Genomic DNA, 21,322 nt, shown 5'->3' with positions numbered 1-21,322 from the left:
TGGTTCGCTAATTGCGTTTTTTCATCTAAGATCATCCACACTAAGTTGAGACTTTAAAAAGTCTCATTTTACTTTCAAAAATGTAGCATTTGGATCACTTAACCTGCTTTTGTAACTGTGAAAGCAGAAATATGCATGATAATGTTATTTTTATATTCCTTTTAGGTATAAACTTATTCTCAAATAGTATTGTGTAGAAGGGGTTAACTGCATCTTTATTTATGAGTTTTTTTCTCCTTCTGATATCTTTCGCGATATGTAAGCAACTGTTTTTTTTCGCCCCTAAGCGAGGGTGAAAAAAATTCACTGTATACATAAAAAACATTGATTTCTTAGTTTATTTTTTAGGTTACCTATCTATGGTTAGCTTGTTGCGTTGCCCATCGTCCAAACCTTATTCGTCACTCATTTGTTCACTGACGCTAGGCGCTGTTGTCGCCCTGTCTGGTGTCGCGTTCGCTGAAGAGACAAAACCCGCCGAGACAGTTCCTGTGGTAACTCCGCCGAAAGTGATTTCTCAGCCCGCTACAAAAAATCAAGTGAGATTTACTAAAACAGGCGCTTTCGATAGCGATACTGTGGTGAAGATTGCAAAACGTTTGGCAGCGAAACCGTATGTGGCCCTTAAAGACCCGTTACCGGCCGGCTTGGCTAAATTGTCATACGATGAATACCGTGATATTCGTTTTAACCCGACTGCGTCTATTTGGCGTGATCAGGGCGTGCCTTTTCAAATGCAAATGTTCCACCGTGGCTTCTATTTCCAAGATCTGATCGAGATTGCGATTGTGGAAGGTCAAAACGCAACGCACTTAGCCTACGAGCCTAAGTATTTCACCGCGGGTGAAGTGATTACTCAAGCGTTACCCAATGACGACATTGGCTACTCAGGTTTTCGCATTCATAACCAACTGAATACTAACGGCGTGTTTGACGAACTTATGGTGTTCCAAGGTGCGAGTTATTTCCGCGCTTTAGGTAAAGGTAACGCCTATGGTTTATCTTCACGTGGTTTAGCGCTTAAAACCGCCGATGCCGAAGGGGAAGAATTCCCAATATTTCGCGCCTTCTGGGTTGAACGTCCATACAATGACAGCAACCTGATTGTCGTGCATGCCTTGCTAGATAGCCCAAGTGTGGCGGGTGCTTATACTTTCTCTGTCCGTCCTGGTGATAACACTTTGATTGATGTCGAAGCGACGCTGTTTCCACGAGTTGAGCTGAGCAAAGTTGGTTTAGCACCCAGCACGAGCATGTTCCTGCACTCACTCAATGGTCGTCACGATACCGATGACTTTAGACCTGAAGTGCATGATTCTGACGGTTTATTGATGTTAAACGGCCGTGGTGAGCATTTATGGCGTCCATTGGCTAACCCTCGTCAATTACAGGTCAGTGCGTTTTCTGACAACTCGCCACAGGGTTTTGGTTTGATCCAACGTGAGCGTGATTATGCGTCTTACCAAGATTTAGAAGCACATTATGAACGTCGCCCAAGTCTGTGGATTGAGCCTGTGGGCAACTGGGGCCAAGGTTCTGTGGTGTTGACTGAAATTCCGACTGAGTCTGAAATTCATGACAACATCGTTAGCTACTGGAAACCTCGTCAGCCTATTCCTGCGGGCAGTGAATTCCACTTTGCCTATCGCATGAGCTGGGGTGAAGAACCCGCGGCTAAAGTCGGTGCTGTGCATGTGTCTCGCTCTGCCAGTGGCCGTGCCGATATCGCTAAAGCAACACCAAGACGTTTATTTGTGGTCGACTATCAAATTGAAGGTCCGATGACAGATGAAATGCCAGTTGCTAAAGTAGAAGCGTCTGGTGGTGTGGTCACCAATGTGGTGATTGCCCGTAATGCAGCCAAAAATGGCTATCGCTTAGCTTTTGAATTAGAGCCAGAAGATAAAGAACTTATCGAACTGCGCGCTGAACTCAAGTTCCCAACTCCTCGTCAGGTTGAAACCTGGCTCTATCGCTGGACGCTGTAAGGTTCATGACGGAGCAACATGATATGACTGTATCCGAAAACTCGGTACTCGAGACGGAAGTCCTCGTGGGTGGTAGTGCTATGCCTAATGAACGGCCTGGCGCTATGGAACCCCAAAATTTAAGTAAGATGCCAGAGGGATTCCCTCGCCGTAGTACAGTGGCGAATGGAGTACGTTCGCGTGCTTCGCGCCGCTTCTTAGTGGTTGGCGGTGCTTTATTACTGTCTTTATTCGCTATTTATGAAATGGGCGCGGTATTTAGCATTGGCGGAATTACGCCACTTGAATATCTCGTGTTGGCGTTATTTGCGGTCAACTTTTGTTGGATCGCCTTAGCGTTCTGTAGTGGTATTGCGGGTTTTTTAATTTTGCTGCGCAAACCGCGGGCAAAAGATCTGCAAGTGACTGAGCTGCATACGCGCACTGCGATCTTAATGCCGACCTATAACGAATCCCCAGACAGGGTATTTTCGGCGGTCTCTGTGATGGCAGAAACCTTGTCGCAAACGGGTCATGGTCATGCTTTTGATTGGTTTATCTTAAGTGATACTACAGATCCTGATATCGCCTTGCTCGAAGAGCAGGCTTTTTTGGTGTTACGTCAAGAAACCCATAAACACTCGCGGGTGTATTACCGTCGTCGTCGTAAAAACGTCGCCCGTAAAGCGGGTAACGTGGCGGATTTCTGCCGCCGTTGGGGTTCGCGCTATGATCACTTGTTAGTGCTTGATGCCGACAGCTTAATGGAGTCATCAACCATCACAGGTTTGGCCCAGCGTATGCAGGCCGACCCTGATGCGGGCTTAATCCAAACGATTCCGTCGCTGATCAACGGCACCACTTTAATGGCGCGTTTACAGCAATTTGCGGCGCGTATTTATGGCCCCGTAATAGGTACCGGTTTAGGCTGGTGGGTACAAAAAGAAGGTAACTTCTGGGGCCATAACGCCATTATCCGTACCGAAGCCTTTATGACCGCGGCCGGATTACCCAACCTTAAGGGTAAGCCGCCTTTTGGTGGTCATATCATGAGCCATGACTTTGTTGAAGCGGCGTTGATTCGCCGTGCCGGCTGGAGTGTGGTTATTGCCTATGACTTACCCGGTTCATACGAAGAATGTCCACCGTCAATTATCGACTTAGCGGTACGTGATCGCCGCTGGTGCCAAGGTAACTTGCAGCATTCACGTATTTTGCCGACTAAAGGTCTGCACTGGGTGAGCCGTTTGCATTTACTGACGGGCATCATGGCCTATTTATCATCACCTTTCTGGTTGATGTTGATTTTGACCGGTTTGATGTTAGCCCTGCAGGCACACTTTATTCGACCTGAATATTTCACCGATCAATTTTCACTGTTCCCCACTTGGCCCATCATGGACTCGGATAGGGCATTGAGATTGTTCTACATTACTATGGGCGTCTTGTTCGGCCCTAAAGTATTCGGTGTCTTGTTGCTGCTTAAAGACGGCGAGTTTGCTCGCAGTGTTGGCGGCCGGATTAAAGCGATATTCAGTGTGATCTTTGAGGTCATACTCTCAGCGCTGATCGCACCTATCATGATGTTCATCCATTGCGGTGCGGTGATGTCAATTCTGATGGGCCGCGACAGTGGTTGGTCGCCGCAACGTCGTGATGACGGCAGTATGCCTTGGATGACGTTAATCTATCGTCACCGTTGGCATATGCTGGCAGGTGTGATGTTAGGTTATGCAGCTATTTTGGATTCTCTGACCTTGTTAGCTTGGATGAGCCCAGCCTTGATTGGTCTGTGGATTGCCGTGCCTATTTCAGCATGGACGGGTTCTGTTAAAATCGGCGAAGTGTTCAAGCGTGCGGGTATTCTTGCGACGCCTGAAGAGCGTAATCCTGCAAAGATTTGCTTGCAAGCACAGGAAGCGCGTGCCGCTTACCAAGAACACATTGCTGAGCCTTGGACATTAGCACAGGTGCTTAAAGACCCTGAGTTGATGGAATTGCATTTGGCTATGGTAGATAAACAGCCTTTGCGCGCTGCGGGGACTCCGATTGAAGCGATGGAAGCGATAGTGCATGTGAAAGTGCATGAGGCTCGTTGCCAACAGAGCGCATTAGCTGTATTGAATCGCCAAGAAATGGCGATGGTATTAGCGAATCCTTTGATGTTACGTAGCTTGCAGAAATTACCCGAGCAGTTTGTTGAAGAAGATCTGGTGTCTTTTTGCTAACAAATATCAACACATAGCCAACCATCATTAGCGCAGCATTTGCTCATAAATGAAGTTGGTTATGATAATGAAAATGCCACTGACGACCTCAGTGGCATTTTTTCTTTTCATAATCTGCAGTTTTCCCCTAGTAATTCACTGATCCCCATGGAATAGTCGTATTACATGACTGACATGATCGCTGGTTTTCAGCTGACCTTAAATAGCGAAGGGAGTATTTATGGTATTGCACAAGATAATCCAGTATTTCCCCCGCTTTGTACGCGCATCGCAAATTAAACGTATGCCCATGAGTCGCTGTTTGGGACTGTTAGTGCTGAGTGTTATTGCCTGGTTTCCTATTATGTTAACGACGTTGGCGATAGCCGCCGACGAGACTCAAGCCATTTCATCTGATCCCAGTATTAGCGTACAGCCAAGCATGCAGCATGTGCAGCCAAGTACAGAGGGTAAAGAGGCTGAGCCCGATGCAGTCTTGCCACTTACGGCACTCGTACAACAGGTGTTGTTGCTGGATCTTGCAGGCGTTAATCCTGTTTTTGGTCTGCATTATCGTGAATTAACGCTATCACCAAATACCTTATCAGCGGCTGATGTGGCGCGGGTTAAAGCTGATGTGACGGGCTACTGGCGTTATATCAAGACCTTTGCGCAATGTAATAACGGCGCACCTGTAGACACAGTATTAACCGTTATTCCAACGGATGCTCAATATCAGAGGGTGCTAAAACAAGTCGCCCATTTAGTGCAATTGGATGCGACTGAGCCTTGGGAAACCTTAGTGTTGGATGAAAAGTTAACGGCCGGAATGAGCCATCCACTCCTTGATATCATAGCTAAACGTTTGTGGCTTTTGGATGATTTAGAAACAGAAGCAACAACGAACCTTGTCTATGGCGAAGAATTGGTGGTTGGTGTTAAACGTTTTCAACACAGGCATGGGTTAAAACAAGACGGGGTGATTGGTAAGCAGACCATGTATTGGCTGAATCAATCACCAAAGGCTAGGGCTGTCTTACTGGCTAAAAATACCATTCGGCAACGAGTGTTTGAACGTAAGTTGGAGCCAAGCTACTTGCTGATTAACGTGCCTGCCTTTGAAATGACCTTAGTCGATAATGGCACCACAGTGCTTAATTCCAAAGTAATAGTGGGCAAGTCTTCACGGCAAACCCCGCTGCTGGATAGCCAGATTTCCAGCGTGGTCCTCAATCCCAGTTGGCGAGTGCCAAGCAGCATTTTACGCCGAGATATCCTGCCGCAAATTCGGCGAAATGGTCATTATCTTAATGAACGCCAATTTGATGTGTATAACTATAACGGTCAATTGGTGCAACACATGCCAGAAAAATGGCAGGCTTTAGCTAGCACTTCGTTTCCCTATCAGCTAGTGCAACGCCCAGGGGCGAAGAATGCATTAGGCAAATATAAGCTCCACTTTGATAACAGTTTTAGTGTTTATTTGCATGGCACTTCTGAGCCAAGTCTCTTTAATAAGGATGATAGGGCACTATCATCAGGCTGTATTCGGATTGAAAAAGTCACTGAATTAGCTCAATGGTTTAAGGAACATTTAGTCAAAGATAAGCGTTTATGGGACAAATTAGCCCCAGATGTAACGCAGCCCCAGTGGTTTTCACTTTCTCAAAAGCTGCCAGTGCATCTGGTGTATTGGACTGCGTGGCTAGATGACAGTGGGCAAGAGCAATACCGTAATGACATTTACCATTTAGAAGCTGAGTTGACGAATGCCGTGCCTGCCACGGTTTTAGATCTCAATTAAGATTTTGCACGATAAAGCAGAATTAAGATAACAAATTGAACTCGCAGAGCATTTTAAAATCGTGGGCAGAATAGGGTTGGCAAAACTTGATCTTAGGGCCTATTCAGTATAATTTGCTTGATTAGTGACCAAAAAGCATACAAAAGGTGATCATGTGACTTTGATATGTCCTGCCCGTAGGCAGTTATTGTTAGGCCTAAGTGGTGTGGCATTATGTTCTTTTATTCCCTCAAAAGCAGTAGCCAGTCGTTCAACCAAAGGGATCCGTGAGTTAAGTTTGTTTAATCGCCATACCGGTGAACGCGACGATGGCAGTTACTGGGTTGATGGTCATTATCAAAGTAAGGTATTAGACGATTTCAGCCATTTATTGCGCGATCACCGTCAGAATGTGGCAGCGCCCATGGATAAACGTTTATTCGATTTACTCTATTCACTTAAAACGACGTTGAATGTCGACGATGAAATCCATGTGATTTCTGGTTACCGTTCACCCAAAACCAATGCCATGCTAGCGAGCAACAGTGGCGGCGTGGCAAAAAAGAGTTATCACATGCGCGGTATGGCTATGGATATCGCGATCCCAAGCGTTAAGCTTAAAACCCTCAGAGACGCGGCTTTATCCCTAAAACTCGGAGGCGTGGGTTACTATCCTAGCTCTGGCTTTGTGCATGTCGATTGTGGGCCAGTACGACATTGGTAGCTTGAATGATTTGTTGTTGGACTCGTTGATAGAATCCTTGCTCTAGGGTTTGAGACTCTGTCAGGTAATGCCTCAGCAGCGGGATAAATTGCTGGTTGAGCTTGTTCATTTCTCTATGCTGTTGCCAATCACAAATCAATAAACTCAAATGTTGTGAGAATTGATACTGCCTTTGCCTTTGTAACTCAATGTCGACCGACTCAATGACTTGCATGAGTAAAATCAAGCTGCGGTTTTTCTGTTGGGTACAGGCAAGCAATTCTAAAAATTTTAATTCGAGGGTATTTTGCTGGTAAGGAACGGTTTCGATAAGTGAGACGAGTTCACGGGCCAGTTGGCATGAAAGTCTGTTTTCTTGTTGTAACTGGTATAGCGCATGACGCATTTTTTGACACAGCAGTTATCGAAATTTGCCCGAGCTTATCAGGCTTCTCAATTTCCCAGTGTGATCTAGATCGCGTGTTTTTTGTTTGAGATCAAAGCCTTTTCTCAGCTGTAACAGTCAAGATACAAGTTCTTCAATTTGATAAATAGCTACCTTTTTTACTAACGCCGCGGCTTAAAAATTGGTGGGGTGTAGGATTCTTGTGTGCCTTGGGTATCTATGTTAGTATTCGCGCGCTTTATATGAGCCGTCATTGGTCGAAAATGTCGGCAACTTTTTACTCTAAATTTAAGTGAGAAACACATGTCTTACACTATCCAAGCACAAACCCGCACTGAAATAGGGAAAGGTTCGAGCCGCCGCCTACGCCATGCTGGTAAAGTTCCTGCTGTTATTTATGGCCAAGGCAAAGAGCCAGTTTCTATTGTTTTTGATCACAAAGATATCATCAACATTCAAGCTAACGCTGATTTCTACACTTCAACTCTGACTATCGTTGTTGATGGTAAAGAAGTGGGTGTACGCGCACAAGCTATGCAACGCCACGTGTTCAAGCCAATCATTGAACATGTTGACTTCGTTTACGCTTAATTGTCGTAACTGAAGCAAAAAAGCGCCTAAGGGCGCTTTTTTTGTGGCTGATTTTTATCTGATGGATCGGCGTGACTCATTTTATTGTTGCCAAAGACTTATCATAGATAGGCAGAGTGTATCGACACTCCACCCGAGTCTTAATCTTGCTACTTGATATTAAAGTTGTAATAGATATCAAGAGATTGCCCTAAAGTACCCGATACGGTTTCGAGATAAAGCTGTGAGAGCAGGTAATATCTGACCGTCATCTCATAGCCAGGGTTAAACACGCCTACCCCGTATTTCACCATCAAGTTCTCGCCGATAAAGCCACTGATCGCCACACGGCCTTCATCGTTGGTGTCGAGTTGCACGTTAGAGAAACCAAACTCTTCTATTAATCCGGTCGCGGTATTACCTATATTATTTATTGCGCCGCCGCCCACCTGCGAGCCTAAACCTAAGGCCGCGCCCATCATCAACGAGTTATTTTGCTCATTGTTGGCACTGTTAAAACCACTGCCTTTAATAATGTAAGACAAGATTTCAGCCTGCTCTTTAGCGGGGTTAGAGAACAGGGTCACCACAGGGCGGGCGGGAGTGCCAGTAACGCGCACACCTGCGACTAAGTCTTCACTCTTAATCTCGCGTATTGCCTCAATATTTAAGTTTGGCACTGACGTTGGCCCCACAAACTGCACTTCGCCGGTACGGATCTTCAGGGTTTGGCCCATAAATTTGTAACTGCCCTGATTGACCTTGATATTACCGAAGAGCAAAGGTGGGCGGAACGCTTGTTGTTGCAGCTTTAAGGTTCCTTGCAGCTTACCTTTGAGGCCCATGCCATCAATCCTGAGCTCGTTGCCTACACTGATATTCAGATCGGCTACGACGGCATAGGGGCTGGTTTTAGGTTGCATAGCGGCAATGGAATCGTCAAAGACCACGTCCTCTGAGGTGGCGATACCGCCTTCTGCTAATGGCACAATTTTAATATTGCCAGAAGGGACTGCAATTTTTCCTTTTACTGCCAGTTGCTTACTATTGAAGCTTAAATTGATATCGGGTGAAACATCGAGGATAGCCAGTGGCGGTTGGATCACGGCGAGCTTATCGCCTTCGAGGGCTAATTCGCCACTAAATTGACCTTGGGGCCATTGCAGTTGACCATTTACCCTGCCCAAACCATTACCCATCATCCAGCGGCCTTTGAGCTGGGCTTGTTGACCCGCGAACGACATTGACAGGTCAATTTTGTCGATTAGTGTCGGGTTTGCCGTCAGGGCTAAGGAGCCCTCCGTTAAGGCCATGCTTCCCGATACTTCCGGCGCCTCTAGACTACCCGCAAAGTTAAGCTGACTGGTCAGCAAGCCTTGTACCGTATTTAGCTGCGGGAAAAATTCTCCCAGTGGTTGTAAGTTGATTTGTTTGATATTGGCAAAACCTGAGAGCGTGCGGTCTGGGGTGACATTGACGTTGATCTCACTCTGCCAACTGGCCACGCCTTCAGATTCAAAATTTAATACTGTTGCAAGCCGTTTAGCATCTAAGGTCGCCAGCAATGACAGATGTTGGTAATTAATGGTGACTTCACGATTCTTATCCCGCTTGAGCATTATACTGCCGGGGGCAAAATCAAAGTCCACATCGGCTGTGGGTTTACGACCCGCAGCCCAAGCAAAATTGGCTAACAATGAGGCGGGGCCATCCCAGCGCATATTCGTTGGCAATATCGGTACGAGTAATTGCCCCGGATTACCCGAATAGCTCACCTGCGCGCTGCCTTTTTTGCCTATGGCCGTCTCACTGTTTAGACAGATACGGCTGTTCGGATTCATGAGACAAAACGGTGTGATGCTGCCCTGATTCTTGTTTTGGTCCCAAGCGAGATTAATGGCGTTGTCGAGCTGCCATAGGCCAACGGGGGTATTGAGATTTAAACGTTCGACATTGAGCCGTAGCCGTGACTTTTTCACATCGTATTGACTGCTCACTGTGGTATCGAGGCCAAGATCGCCCGTGGCATTCAGGGTCAGCTTTTGAGCGTCAATCGTGCCTTTCGCCCCGAGCGTTACAGTATCTAAATTCTGATCCGCAATCTGTAAGGCTTTCGATTTCAGCGAGATAGCAAATTCATGTTGTTCTAGCGGCTTGTAATAGGCCTTTAAGTTGGATTCTCGCAGCTTAATATTTTGATAAAACAGTTCAGCGAGTTGGGCGGTGAGTTCAACTTGTGGGTGCTTCTCATCCCCTGTGACATTAATTTGCGCTTGCAATTGGCCGCTGGCCTTAGGCAACCACAGACCGAAGTCGGGCACTTGCAGCTCACCCTGTAGATCCCAATTGGCGTTAGCTTCGCCTTTGAGTGTCAGAGTTGAGCCCAGTACTTTGGCGTTTAACCCCTTAGCACTGACATACAGGGAATCATTCACATTGATATCCCCTGTGATATCGAAGGGATAACCTTGCAGAGTGCCCGTGAGTTCTGTGTCGTTCAGGGAGACTTGCCAGCGAGGATCAGCAAATGAGCCTTGAGTGTGTAATTTTCCTGAAATCAAACTGTCCGGTAGACCTGTTGCTGTTTGCGCCGTATCCGTTTGTGGTAGTTGTACTTCCTGCAGTTTGACGTCATTGAGCCAGAGATTGGCGTTCCAGCGAATGGCTTTTTGATAATCGAGTTCGCCCGTGAGCTTGACCTGACCAATCGCGCCCGTTGCATCAAGATTATTAATGGTTAACTTCACATCTTGATGCTGAAGGCTAGTGTCTATGGCGAGTACTTTGTGGAACGGTGTCGTCAGCTGACCTTTAAGGCTCGCTTCTTGACGATTGAGATCGCCTTGACTTTCCAGTGCCACATCACTGACTGAGTATTCAGGGCTTTTTAGCGGCCACTGCAGCCGTGTCTGTTCAAGTTTTACCTTGTAGGGCAGGCTTGGATCGCGAAGTGTTATCTGCCCATCTAGCGTGAAGTCGGCATCGCCCTTGGCGACAGCGTTGACTTTTAGTTGCCCTAAGCTTTGGCTCAGCTTTACATCTAGTACTTGATTAGTCAGCTCAGGTAATTCGGCTAATTGGTTAAGGGTGAGGTTGGCTTCTAAATCGAGTGGATAATCTTTATCGAGCGTTAAGCTGCCTGTGATATCTGCGTTGCCATCTGTATGGCTGATGGCGAGATGATCTAAGGTCAATTGATATTCGCGGAAACGACCTTGCAGCTCGGCATGGATAAAGACATCTTTACGATCGCCGATTTGCAGCGTGGTGTTATCAAGCGTGAGGGCATTAACCGTCACAGGAAAAGGCATAAACACTTGTGGCAAATGCGCTAGAGCCCACTCTACACTACTGTCTTTTGCTGGCTTGTCTTTTGCCGGCGAGTTGGCCGATGGATCAGGCGTTGCATTGGCTGTTGTGCTGGCTGCGCTGGTCGCTGTGTCGGGTGTCGTACTCGCAGCTATGTCGGCGTTAGAAGCCGTCGTAGTTGCAGCTTGGTTCGTTTGTGCGGTATCGGTTGCTGAGGGGATCAGCACGAACAATCCTTCACTGGAAAGCTGCTTAATCGACAAGCCTTCGGCAAGCCACTTTGCCTCTGCGTTTAGGCGATTGGCCGTAAATTGCATCTCATCCACTTGGATATTCACAGCGTTGAGTTCCGCGGAATCTAACTCAATATCAAAGGGTAATTGCAGCTCGCTGGGCGCTTCATCGAGCGGCACTATCGGGGTTTCGTTTGTGTCGGCAGACAGGGCTAAGGTATCAATAGTCACATCGACTTTGGCCGCAGATAAGCCATTCACACATAAACGTTTTTGTAGTAAACAGGCGGGTTGCCACAGTAAATGCAGATCCTCAAGTTGCACCTTGATGCCAGCCATAGACCAAGACGCATGGGACAGGGCTAAGTCTTTATTAATGGAGCCTGAGGTGTAAGTGAGATCAAGATCGGGCACAAACTGATCGGCTAAGCCCACTGTGATGCGCGAGCCAAACTCAGTGCCGAGTAATAGGGCGATTAATACTAAAAGTCCTAATGGCACATAGATGATAATCCGAGTCCAGAGTTTGAACTGTCGCCACAGTTTTTGGATGAATGACACCGATTGGCTGACAGAGGTCGCAATGGCTTCAGTGACTTCCGTGATGGGACTGTCTACGGCGTCTTGTTCGGGTGGCTTATTATGCTCTGGGGGCTGGCTCATAGGTCTGTCCCCATGGTCAGGTGAATACGCCATGATCTTTCAATGGTATCGGTTTCTTTCAATCCAACCCCTAAATCCAGTTTGATTGGGCCGATGGGGGAGATCCAATGGATACCGCCACCGACAGAGACAACAGGTTCAAATTGATTATTATCGAAGGCGTTACCCGCATCGATAAAGGTACCGACTCGCCAAGTGGGGGTCACATAATATTGATATTCTAAACTGCCGACCATTAAATAGCGGCCACCTATGACCTCGCGATTGGTTTTGCCATCATCTGCGACATAATCTAAATAGGGACCCAATTCTTGATAACCATAACCCCGTACACTTTGATCACCACCGGCAAAATAGCGCAGCGAAGGCGGGATAGAAGCCAGATCATTCTCGTTGGCTAAGTTGGCGGCTAAATCGATACGCGCAACAATCCTGTGATTGTCGAAGAAGGTATCAATCCATTTAAATTTGGCTTGAAGGCGTGCTAAGCGGGTTTCTGAACCTAAATAGGGATCGGCATAATCTAGGCTGTAAATCTGCCTAAAACCGGATTTAGGATCGAGAGAATTATCCCCGCGCGTTGTCCGCGAAAAGTTAATCCCAGCCAAATAAAACGACGGCATATAATCGACATCAGACTGGGTATATTCTTCGCGAATAGCCTCAAGCGAATAACTCATTAGCCATTGGTTTTCGAGTCTTTGTTGGCGTAATAGCCCAATAAGATATTTAGTCGATTCAAGCTGACCTGTGTTACTAAAATCGCGATTCTCGGCGTCATACACTTGGGTCACACCGTATTTGTCCCGTAGCAAACCGACGCGGATTTTCAATTGATCATCTAAGGGGTGCGTCAAGGGGATAGTATAAGTGGTTAATAACTTTGGTCTATCTGGAGACCATTCGAGGCTGGTCTCCTGTGAGTGGCCGTATTTATTGATTTGTGGCGTCCGCCAAGTCACGCGCACTCTTGGGTCGAAAGCTTGATCCGTCTTGCCAATATCACCACCAAAACCGAGCTCAATGGCGTGGCTTGCCTTAGGGGTTAATTCCACCAGCACAGGAATATGACTCTCTTCGACACCGTCGATTTGCGGGATCACTTTAATATTGGCGAAATAGCCTGTGTCTAATAACTGGCGATTCAACGCGCCCACACGGCGAGTCGAGTAGGAAGCGCCTTCTTTAAAAGGGATAAGTTTTTCTAAAATTTCAGGTTCTAAAGTATGGCCTTCGAAGCTGACTTGGCCAAATTTATAACGTTTGCCAGAGTCAAAATGCAAACTTACCTGCGCGGTGTTGATGTCGCGGTTAACTTTAATCTGTGATTCCGTAAATTCGCCATCGAAGTAACCTCTGGCCAGAGCTAAGGTGACCAGCTGCGATTTTACGTCGCTATACACACCGTGGTTTAGCACATCGCCAGGCTTAAGGTTGACCTTTGCCAGCCATTGATCGAAGGCGCGATCATCGAGCATTTCGCCACTGAAGTTAATATCGACCCATTGCACTATGGTTGGCTCGCCTGCAGTGATCACCAGTTTCAGTTCCCACGGTCCCTTGTCATGTTCCGTCAGTTTTTCTTCCACTTCGCCATGATAGTAACCCATGGATTCTAAGGCTGTGCTGACATTGTCATCGACATTAAACAGAAAGGCACGGCGCTGCACCTCGGATTCGGGTAAGGTGCCTAAGTGCGCAACTATGTTACGTTGCAGAGCTTCATTCACGCCTGTGACAGATAATTTAATAAATTCATCTGCCGCCGCAGCGACGGATGTGACTGAAATCAGACTCAGAAATAAGCAAAAACGAAAGTAATGTGAGGTGATTTGCAAAAATGGCTGCACTTTATAGTCCCTGTGATGTGGCATCATTGTCGCCAGAATAAAACCAACAGGCAAGGAGATGATTGAAATTACACGATGAAATGGGTACAAAGGACGCTACTTTTTAAGGGGATGTAAAGAATGAAAACAAAATTAGCCACCTTTAGTTTAATTATCTCGGGTCTACTTTTTATGTCACACAACACCTTGGCCAATGACAAACCGTTCGCTATTGCGATCCACGGTGGCGCTGGCACGATTTCTAAGGCTAATCTCACCCCTGAACAACGCCAAGCCTACAAAGATAAGTTAAAGGAAGCGGTCGATAAAGGCTCAAAAGTCTTAGAGGAGGGCGGTGACAGCTTAGTGGCAGTTCAAACCGCCATTAATATTCTCGAAAATAGTGCCCTGTTTAATGCAGGTATCGGCGCGGTGTACACCTATGACGGCGGACATGAATTAGATGCCTCCATTATGGATGGCAAAACCATGAATGCAGGCGCTGTCGCTGGAGTGCGCCATATCGCCAACCCCATTGATCTCGCTTTAGCTGTGATGAATAAGTCTGAGCACGTGATGCTCTCGGGCGCGGGTGCAGAAGAATTTGCCCTGACTCAAGGCTTTAGCTTAGTGCCAAACAGTCATTTTGATACTGACGAGCGTTATCAGCAATTACTCGATGCTCGCCAAAAACTGCAAGCTGCTGCTAAATCAGAGCAAGTCGCAAGTGTTGAGATGCAAGATCTCGATTACAAATTTGGTACCGTAGGCGCCGTCGCCTTAGACAAAAATGGCAACTTAGCAGCTGGTACCTCAACTGGCGGTATGACGGCAAAACGCTTTGGCCGCATTGGTGATTCTCCTGTGATTGGTGCCGGCACCTATGCTGAAAACGGGGTGTGCGCCGTATCGGCAACCGGACACGGTGAGTTTTTTATTCGCTATCAAGTAGCAGGGGACATTTGTGCTAAGGTGAAATACCAGCAGAAACCCATTATTCAAGCCGCCGATGAAGTGATCAATCAGCGGCTTATTACTGCTGGCGGTTCGGGTGGCGTGATTGCCGTCGATCAGCGCGGTAATATCGCTACGCCATTTAACACTGAAGGCATGTACCGCGCTACCCGTAGCAATGGTGAACCCGCCCAAGTGCTGATCTGGCAAGACCAATAACTTGAATTGTAGAAGCCGTTGGTTCGTGACTGACATTGCTTACAAGATTGTTTACAAGTTGGTGTAAAAAATAGCTTAGAAATATCTCACAGAAACATGACTCAGAAACCTTAAAAAGCGAGTGCTGCGAAAGTGGCACTCGCTTTTTGCTTACGGTTTTTTGCTTTAAGACTGGATAAGAAGCTGATAGGTTTGAGCTATTACGATTAGTCTATGGTATGTGCGTATAAAGCGTTGTTTGATTTCATTAGACGTACAATCATCAAACGCAAAGCCGTACTTAACTCACAGTCAAAAAGCTGCAGTTTGTGTCCAGCGAACTCATCGCGTCTGCATGAGGTTGCACTCAGCGTAAAGGATATTTACATGATTTCTACCGTGTTAACCGACCGCGTCAGGGTTTTCCTCAATCGGTTTAGTCATCGACTTTGGGTTAAACCACTGCTTGTTTGCCTATTATCGATTGCAGTCGCCTTTGTCGCAAAATTGGCTGATGGCACTGAGCTTGTTGAGATTGCACCTAAGGTGTCATCGGCCTCCATCGAGGCGCTGTTATCCGTCATGGCTTCCAGCATGCTGGTTATCGCCACTTTTTCCGTGGGTTCTATGGTCTCGGCCTATGCTTCGGCGGCTAACACGGCAACACCACGTTCATTTATTTTAGTTGTCGCCGATGATGCCTCCCAGAATGCGCTATCGACCTTCGTTGGGGCATTTATCTTCAGTATTGTGGCACTCACTGCGGTCAAAAATGATTACTTTCAAACTGCAGGTCTGTTTATCCTCTTCCTGTTGACCGCGTTTATCTTCGGCATGGTGATCTTTACCTTTGTACGTTGGGTGGATCGCATTGCCCGTCTTGGCCGCATGGCAACCACAATCGAGAAAGTTGAAAAGGCGACTGCCGATGCACTTAGACGGCGACACCAAAAACCACATCTTGGCGGCGTTTCTGTGCGTCCACAAGCGCGTGGACGAGCCGTGTACGCGGCTAACGTCGGTTATGTTCAGTACATTAATATTGCCGCGATGCAGCGCTGGGCAGAGAAAAACGAGTTACGAGTCGTGATTGCAGCCTTGCCGGGCACGTTCGCCACGCCCAATCGACCATTGGCATACATTAGCGCCGATGGTGCGGAGCAGACTGAGATTGATTGCACCTGTGTTGCCGAGTCATTCCAGATTGGTGATACCCGTCTTTTTGACGACGATCCGCGATTTGGGTTGGTGGTACTGTCGGAAATCGCTGGCCGCGCCTTATCACCCGCGGTCAATGACCCAGGTACGGCCATTTGCATCATAGGCACACTGGTACGGCTGTTTACCCTATGGGGTGAACCCGCGGCTGTTGATGACAAACCCGCGCCAGAGTGCGATCGCATTGAAGTCCCTCACGTTTGTGTGCAGGACATGTTTGATGATGCGTTTACCGCCATAGCCAGAGACGGCGCGGGAGTGGTGGAAGTCGCTGTACGGCTACAGAAAGCGCTTGAATCGTTAGCATCCAGTGGTGACGGGGAAATACGCGCGGCGGCCGAGTACCACGGGCGGCTGGCGCTGAAGCGTTCACAAAAAGTGCTTGATATCGAAGAGGACTTGCAAGCCGTACAAGACGCCGCCAAGTTCGCCGGATCAGCAGCTTCGTCTAGCACTTAACGAGACATTAATTATTTCGTCGTGCTGTGTATCCGTTTGTTTCTTTCTATTCTGTCAGCACTTTTTGACATTCGGTTTACACACTCGATAAGCGCAATCGATATAAATCGCACATCCTTGCCGATATTTTGACTAGACTTCAAACGTAGGGTTAATTCGAGGGGAAGACTATGGACTTAATTAAGATTCGTGACCATATGGATCGTCAGCCCGTGTTACTGCGCGCGAATATGTCGCTCGCGACCGCGGTCGAAAAGCTGTTAGATAATAATAAAATGGGCGCCGCTGTGGTTGATGAGTTGGGCGATTTGGTGGGCTTTTTATCCCAGCAGGATTGTCTGGCTGTGATGATCAAAAGTAGCTATCACTGCGATATGACCTCAGTGGTGAAGGATTGTATGCGTACTGAAGTACTGTTTGTCGGGCCTGATGACAGTATTTTGCAACTCGCTGAACAAATGCTCGGGCCTAAACCTAAGGTTTATCCTGTAGTTGAACACGGTAAAGTGATTGGCACGATAAATCGCACTAATGTGCTCAAAGCGATGAATATCTATATGCAACAATGTTATCTGTCACCAGTTTAATCTGAGCCGCAGTGGAGATAATCTGACAGCCTTTATCCTGAGTGCAGAGTAAATTAGCAATACCATTGCGCCACTTTCCTTGCTAGGATCGCCGTTTTTGATGCTAGCAATGGAATTTGGATTTGAACTCAGACAAACATCCGCTATCGAACGCCTTTCTTAATCTTTGTTATCAGGCTGATGCGTCTAGGATCCGTCGTCGTTTATTTAAGCTCAATAAAGAAGCCGACTCAGATAAAAAGACCCAAGTCTTAGCCCAGCTGAGTGAGCAAGCGCAGGCGGCGTTTGAGAAGGTTGAGCAGCGTCGTAATGCTCGCCCTAAAATCCACTATCCTGAAAACCTTCCCGTTTCTTTGATGCGCGATGATATTGCGCGTGCGATTGCGGGCAATCAAGTGGTGATCATTGCCGGTGAAACGGGCTCAGGTAAAACCACGCAGCTTCCCAAAATTTGTTTAGAACTTGGCTTAGGCTGCCGCGGCATGATTGGCCACACCCAGCCAAGACGATTGGCTGCGCGCAGCGTGGCGAGCCGAGTCGCTGAAGAATTACACAGTCCGCTCGGTGAAGTGGTTGGCTTTAAAGTGCGGTTTGCCGATGCGCTTAAGAGTGACTCGTATATTAAGTTGATGACCGACGGTATTTTACTGGCGGAATTGACCTCAGATCGCAATCTCGATCAATACGATACCATCATCATAGATGAGGCCCACGAGCGCAGCCTGAATATCGATTTTATTCTGGGCTACCTTAAACAGATCCTTAAAAGACGCCCCGATCTCAAAGTCATTATCACGTCGGCGACCATAGACGTTGAGCGTTTTTCTAAGCATTTCAACAATGCGCCTATTATCGAAGTCTCAGGCCGCACCTTTCCGGTCGAAACCCGTTATCGCCCCTTAGTGCAAGATAGCGATGCCGATTTAGATCAAATCGAAGGCATTTTTGCCGCCGTCGATGAACTGGTGGCCGAAGGGCTGGGAGACATTCTGATCTTTATGAATGGCGAGCGGGAAATTCGCGATACGGCCGAGCAATTGAGCCGACGTAATTATCGCGATACCGAAATTTTGCCGTTGTACGCGCGTTTATCCTATGGCGAGCAATCTAAAGTCTTCAGTAGCCACAGAGGCAGGCGGATTGTACTAGCGACCAACGTAGCGGAAACCTCGCTGACTGTGCCGGGCATTCGCTATGTTATCGACCCAGGTACGGCGCGTATCAGCCGCTACAGCTATCGCACTAAGGTGCAACGCTTACCGATTGAACCTATCTCACAGGCGAGCGCCAATCAGCGCCAAGGCCGTTGTGGCCGTGTGGGACCGGGTATCTGTATTCGTTTGTACGATGAGGCGGATTTTAATAATCGTCCGGCGTTTACCGATCCTGAGATTCTGCGTACTAACTTGGCTTCGGTCATTTTGCAGATGCTCGCCATCGGTTTGGGTGATATCGGCGGCTTCCCCTTTATCGAGCCACCCGATCCACGCCATATCCGCGATGGTTTCTTGCTGCTCGAAGAATTACAAGCGGTTGAGAGCAAACACGGCAAGCTAGTGTTGACGCCACTTGGGCGCAACTTGGCGCAAATTCCTGTGGATCCGCGTTTGGCGCGTATGGTGGTCGAGAGTCAGCAGTTAGGTTGTTTGAACGAAGTGCTAGTGATTGCTGCGGGCTTATCGATTCAAGATCCCCGCGAACGCCCGATGGAGAAGAAGCAAGCCAGTGATGAAGCCCATCGTCGTTTTGCCGATCCCAGTTCCGATTTCGTCAGTTGGATTAACCTGTGGCAGCACTTAAAAGATCAGCAAAAAGAGTTATCTGCTAGTCAGTTCCGTAAAAAATGCCGCGATGAGTATTTGGCCTATTTGCGCGTTCGCGAGTGGCAGGATTTATACGCCCAGCTTAAACAAGCCGTACACGATTTAAAATGGCGCTTAAACGATACGCCCCCAAGTTACGATACCTTGCATCGTGCGCTGTTGTCGGGTTTGTTGAGCCATGTTGGTTTTAAAGATAACAATAACGAGTATTTAGGTGCGCGTAATCGTAAATTCTTTGTGTTTCCCGGTTCGCCATTGGCCAAAAAAGGCCCTAAGTGGATCATGGCCGCTGAGCTTACCGAAACTTCGCGCTTATTCGCTCGCTGCTGCGCTAAAATCGAACCCGAATGGCTAGAGCCCTTAGCGGCGCATTTGATTAAGAAAAGCTATGTAGAGCCCCATTTTGAGGCAAAACCTGGCAGCGTTATCGCCCTTGAGAATCAAGTGCTTTATGGTTTGACGGTCGTGCACCGCCGCAAAGTGCAATACGGCCCCATCGATCCTGTTGAAGCGCGTGAGATTTTTATCCGCAGCGCTTTGGCAGAAGGGCAGTTACAGACCCAAGAAGCGTTTTTTGTCGCTAACCAAAAGCTGCTCGAAGACATTGAATCACTCGAACATAAATCCCGTCGCCGCGATATTTTGGTGGACGAGCAAGTGTTAGTGGATTTTTACGAGCCGCGGATCCCTGAAGGGATTTACAACGCGCAGCTGTTTTTTGGCTGGTGGAAGAAGGCCAAGCGCGAGCAACCGGATTTACTCGATTTCAGCAAAGCACTGTTAATGCAGCGCAATGCCGACCATATCTCGACCTTGGATTTCCCCGATACGTGGCACAAGGGCAATTTGCGCCTACAGCTAAGTTATCACTTTGAACCCGCGGCGGCGGATGACGGCGTGTCGGTTCACATTCCGGTGGCGCTGCTTAATCAAATCGACGATAGCGATTTTGATTGGCTAGTGGCAGGGCTAAGGGAAGAAAAGTGCATCGCGCTGATCAAATCTTTGCCTAAGAGTTTACGACGTAACTTTGTGCCCGCGCCTGACTATGCCCGCGCTTGTGTGCAGGCCATGGTGCCTTTTAGTGCCAGTTTGCTTGAGGCCATGTGCAAGCAATTATTGCGCATGAGTGGCACGCGTATATCGCCGGAAGATTTTGATTTAACGCAACTGCCCGCGCATTTGCAGATGAACTTTAAAATCGAAGACGATAAACACAACTTAGTCGCCGAAGGTCGGGTGCTCGATACCTTAAAAGCCGAGTTGCAGGGCGTGGTGGCGAAAGCCATTCGTCAGGTGGCGGATAAAGGTATAGAGCAAGAAGCGTTAACTGAGTGGTCCTTCGGCGATTTACCCAAGCAATATCAGCAGCAAAAAGGCAATTATCAAGTGCGGGCGTTTCCGGCGCTGATCGATAAAAAAGACAGTGTTGCGATCAAATTATTTGATGACGAATTTGAAGCCTTAGATGCCCATCGCCAAGGTCTGCGACGCTTATTGCTGCTAAACATTCCATCACCGGTAAAACATTTGCAACAAGCTTTGCCAAATAAGGCGAAATTGGCGATGTATTTCAATCCCTTCGGTCAAGTGCAAATCTTGATTGATGACATTATTGCTGCCGCTGTGCAGCAGTTGTTGGATGAAAAAGCCCTCGATGTGCGTAATCAAGCCCAATTTGAGCAGGCAAAGGATTGGGTTCGCCAAGAACTCAACCCGACCGCCGAGCAAATCGCCTTGAAGGTTGAGCAGATTTTGACCTTATACCAGAGTATTAAAAAGCGTCTCAAGGGCAAAATTAGCTTAGATATTGCCTTTGCTATGAGTGATATTCAAAGCCAATTAGACAAATTAGTGTTTAAAGGGTTTGTCGAATCCTGTGGCTGGAATCGTTTAACCGATGTGGCGCGTTACTTAAAGGCAATTGAAATCCGTGTTGAGAAGTTGCCTGTCGATCCGACTCGTGACCGTTTGCATATGCAGAGCATTAACAAGGTACAGGAAGCATTGACTGCGCAACTGGCGAAAGTGCCGCGATCGCAGCCGACACCGCCCGCGTTAATCGAGGCACGCTGGATGATTGAAGAGTATCGTGTTTCCTGTTTTGCGCAGGTGTTAGGCACGGCTTATCCGATATCGGAAAAACGCATTTTGAATCATATCCAACAAGTATAAAAATATGAGGTCAGTGAATTTATTATTTACGACTTAATAGCTGTTATTGTTGGTTATCTCATTACGCCGCTAAGCTTACTTAGCGGCGTTTTTATTTTGTGGTTTTAGTCGTTCTCGTTTTGCGATCACTAACTTACCTGAGCAAACAACATTTAATCTCGAAACGTCAACACGCCCTAATCAGTTTGCTTTACTCCTTTGGAGATATTTAGCGCTAATTTTAAGCATTCACCTTGCT

General features: G+C 47.4%; 12 protein-coding genes. 9 read left to right on the top strand and 3 right to left on the bottom strand.

Features of this window, described 5'->3' with window-relative positions:
• Positions 1-359: 359 nt before the first annotated feature.
• The 4 genes from Q4Q49_RS10820 to Q4Q49_RS10805 all read left to right on the top strand — a co-directional run bounded on the left by Q4Q49_RS10820 (position 360) and on the right by Q4Q49_RS10805 (position 6,681).
• The gene (locus Q4Q49_RS10820; protein WP_311999338.1) at positions 360-1,988 is read left to right on the top strand and encodes a glucan biosynthesis protein G; all 1,629 of its coding nucleotides are present in this window, start codon (positions 360-362) and stop codon (positions 1,986-1,988) included.
• A gap of 23 nt (positions 1,989-2,011) precedes the next feature.
• Complete coding sequence (gene mdoH / locus Q4Q49_RS10815; RefSeq protein WP_300477601.1) at positions 2,012-4,195, top strand: glucans biosynthesis glucosyltransferase MdoH; 2,184 nt, start codon at positions 2,012-2,014, stop codon at positions 4,193-4,195.
• 220 nt (positions 4,196-4,415) lie between these two features.
• Positions 4,416-5,978: a L,D-transpeptidase family protein gene (locus tag Q4Q49_RS10810; RefSeq protein ID WP_311999337.1), complete on the top strand. Its 1,563-nt coding sequence runs from the start codon at positions 4,416-4,418 to the stop codon at positions 5,976-5,978.
• Between the two features lie 154 nt (positions 5,979-6,132).
• Complete coding sequence (locus Q4Q49_RS10805) at positions 6,133-6,681, top strand: DUF882 domain-containing protein (protein ID WP_311999336.1); 549 nt, start codon at positions 6,133-6,135, stop codon at positions 6,679-6,681.
• Here Q4Q49_RS10805 and Q4Q49_RS10800 read toward each other — a convergent pair.
• A complete protein-coding gene (locus tag Q4Q49_RS10800; RefSeq protein WP_311999335.1) occupies positions 6,632-7,066 on the bottom strand; it encodes a hypothetical protein in 435 nt (144 codons plus the stop codon). The genes Q4Q49_RS10805 and Q4Q49_RS10800 overlap by 50 nt on opposite strands.
• Positions 7,067-7,369: 303 nt before the next feature.
• On the opposite strand from Q4Q49_RS10800, the gene rplY reads away from it, so the two are divergent.
• Positions 7,370-7,657 (top strand): 50S ribosomal protein L25, encoded by a 288-nt coding sequence (gene rplY, locus Q4Q49_RS10795; RefSeq protein ID WP_028760163.1) that lies wholly within the window; start codon positions 7,370-7,372, stop codon positions 7,655-7,657.
• A 149-nt stretch (positions 7,658-7,806) separates the two neighbouring features.
• On the opposite strand, the gene Q4Q49_RS10790 is transcribed toward rplY, so the two are convergent.
• Together Q4Q49_RS10790 and Q4Q49_RS10785 are read right to left on the bottom strand one after the other, a co-directional pair.
• A complete protein-coding gene (locus Q4Q49_RS10790) occupies positions 7,807-11,841 on the bottom strand; it encodes a translocation/assembly module TamB domain-containing protein (RefSeq protein ID WP_311999334.1) in 4,035 nt (1,344 codons plus the stop codon).
• Complete coding sequence (locus tag Q4Q49_RS10785) at positions 11,838-13,691, bottom strand: autotransporter assembly complex family protein (protein WP_311999333.1); 1,854 nt, start codon at positions 13,689-13,691, stop codon at positions 11,838-11,840. Before Q4Q49_RS10785 ends, Q4Q49_RS10790 begins: the two co-directional genes overlap by 4 nt.
• Positions 13,692-13,811: 120 nt before the next feature.
• Between Q4Q49_RS10785 and Q4Q49_RS10780 the strand changes: the two genes are divergently transcribed.
• The 4 genes from Q4Q49_RS10780 (at position 13,812) to hrpA (ending at position 21,084) form a co-directional block, all read left to right on the top strand.
• Positions 13,812-14,843, top strand: a complete 1,032-nt coding sequence (locus Q4Q49_RS10780; RefSeq protein ID WP_311999332.1) for an isoaspartyl peptidase/L-asparaginase — start codon at positions 13,812-13,814, stop codon at positions 14,841-14,843.
• Positions 14,844-15,209: 366 nt separating this feature from the next.
• Positions 15,210-16,499 carry a DUF2254 domain-containing protein gene (locus Q4Q49_RS10775; RefSeq protein WP_311999331.1) on the top strand — a complete coding sequence of 430 codons (1,290 nt, stop codon included), beginning with the start codon at positions 15,210-15,212 and terminating at the stop codon, positions 16,497-16,499.
• A 170-nt stretch (positions 16,500-16,669) separates the two neighbouring features.
• Entirely contained in the window at positions 16,670-17,086 is a 417-nt protein-coding gene (locus Q4Q49_RS10770; RefSeq protein ID WP_311898863.1) for a CBS domain-containing protein, read from the top strand.
• A 122-nt stretch (positions 17,087-17,208) separates the two neighbouring features.
• A complete protein-coding gene (gene hrpA / locus Q4Q49_RS10765; protein ID WP_409373188.1) occupies positions 17,209-21,084 on the top strand; it encodes an ATP-dependent RNA helicase HrpA in 3,876 nt (1,291 codons plus the stop codon).
• Positions 21,085-21,322 lie beyond the last annotated feature (238 nt).

Origin of the sequence: Shewanella sp. SP1S1-7 (assembly GCF_031932105.1) — a bacterium.
Taxonomy (GTDB): Bacteria; Pseudomonadota; Gammaproteobacteria; order Enterobacterales; family Shewanellaceae; genus Shewanella; species Shewanella baltica.
This window is presented reverse-complemented; position numbering and strand designations above follow the sequence as displayed.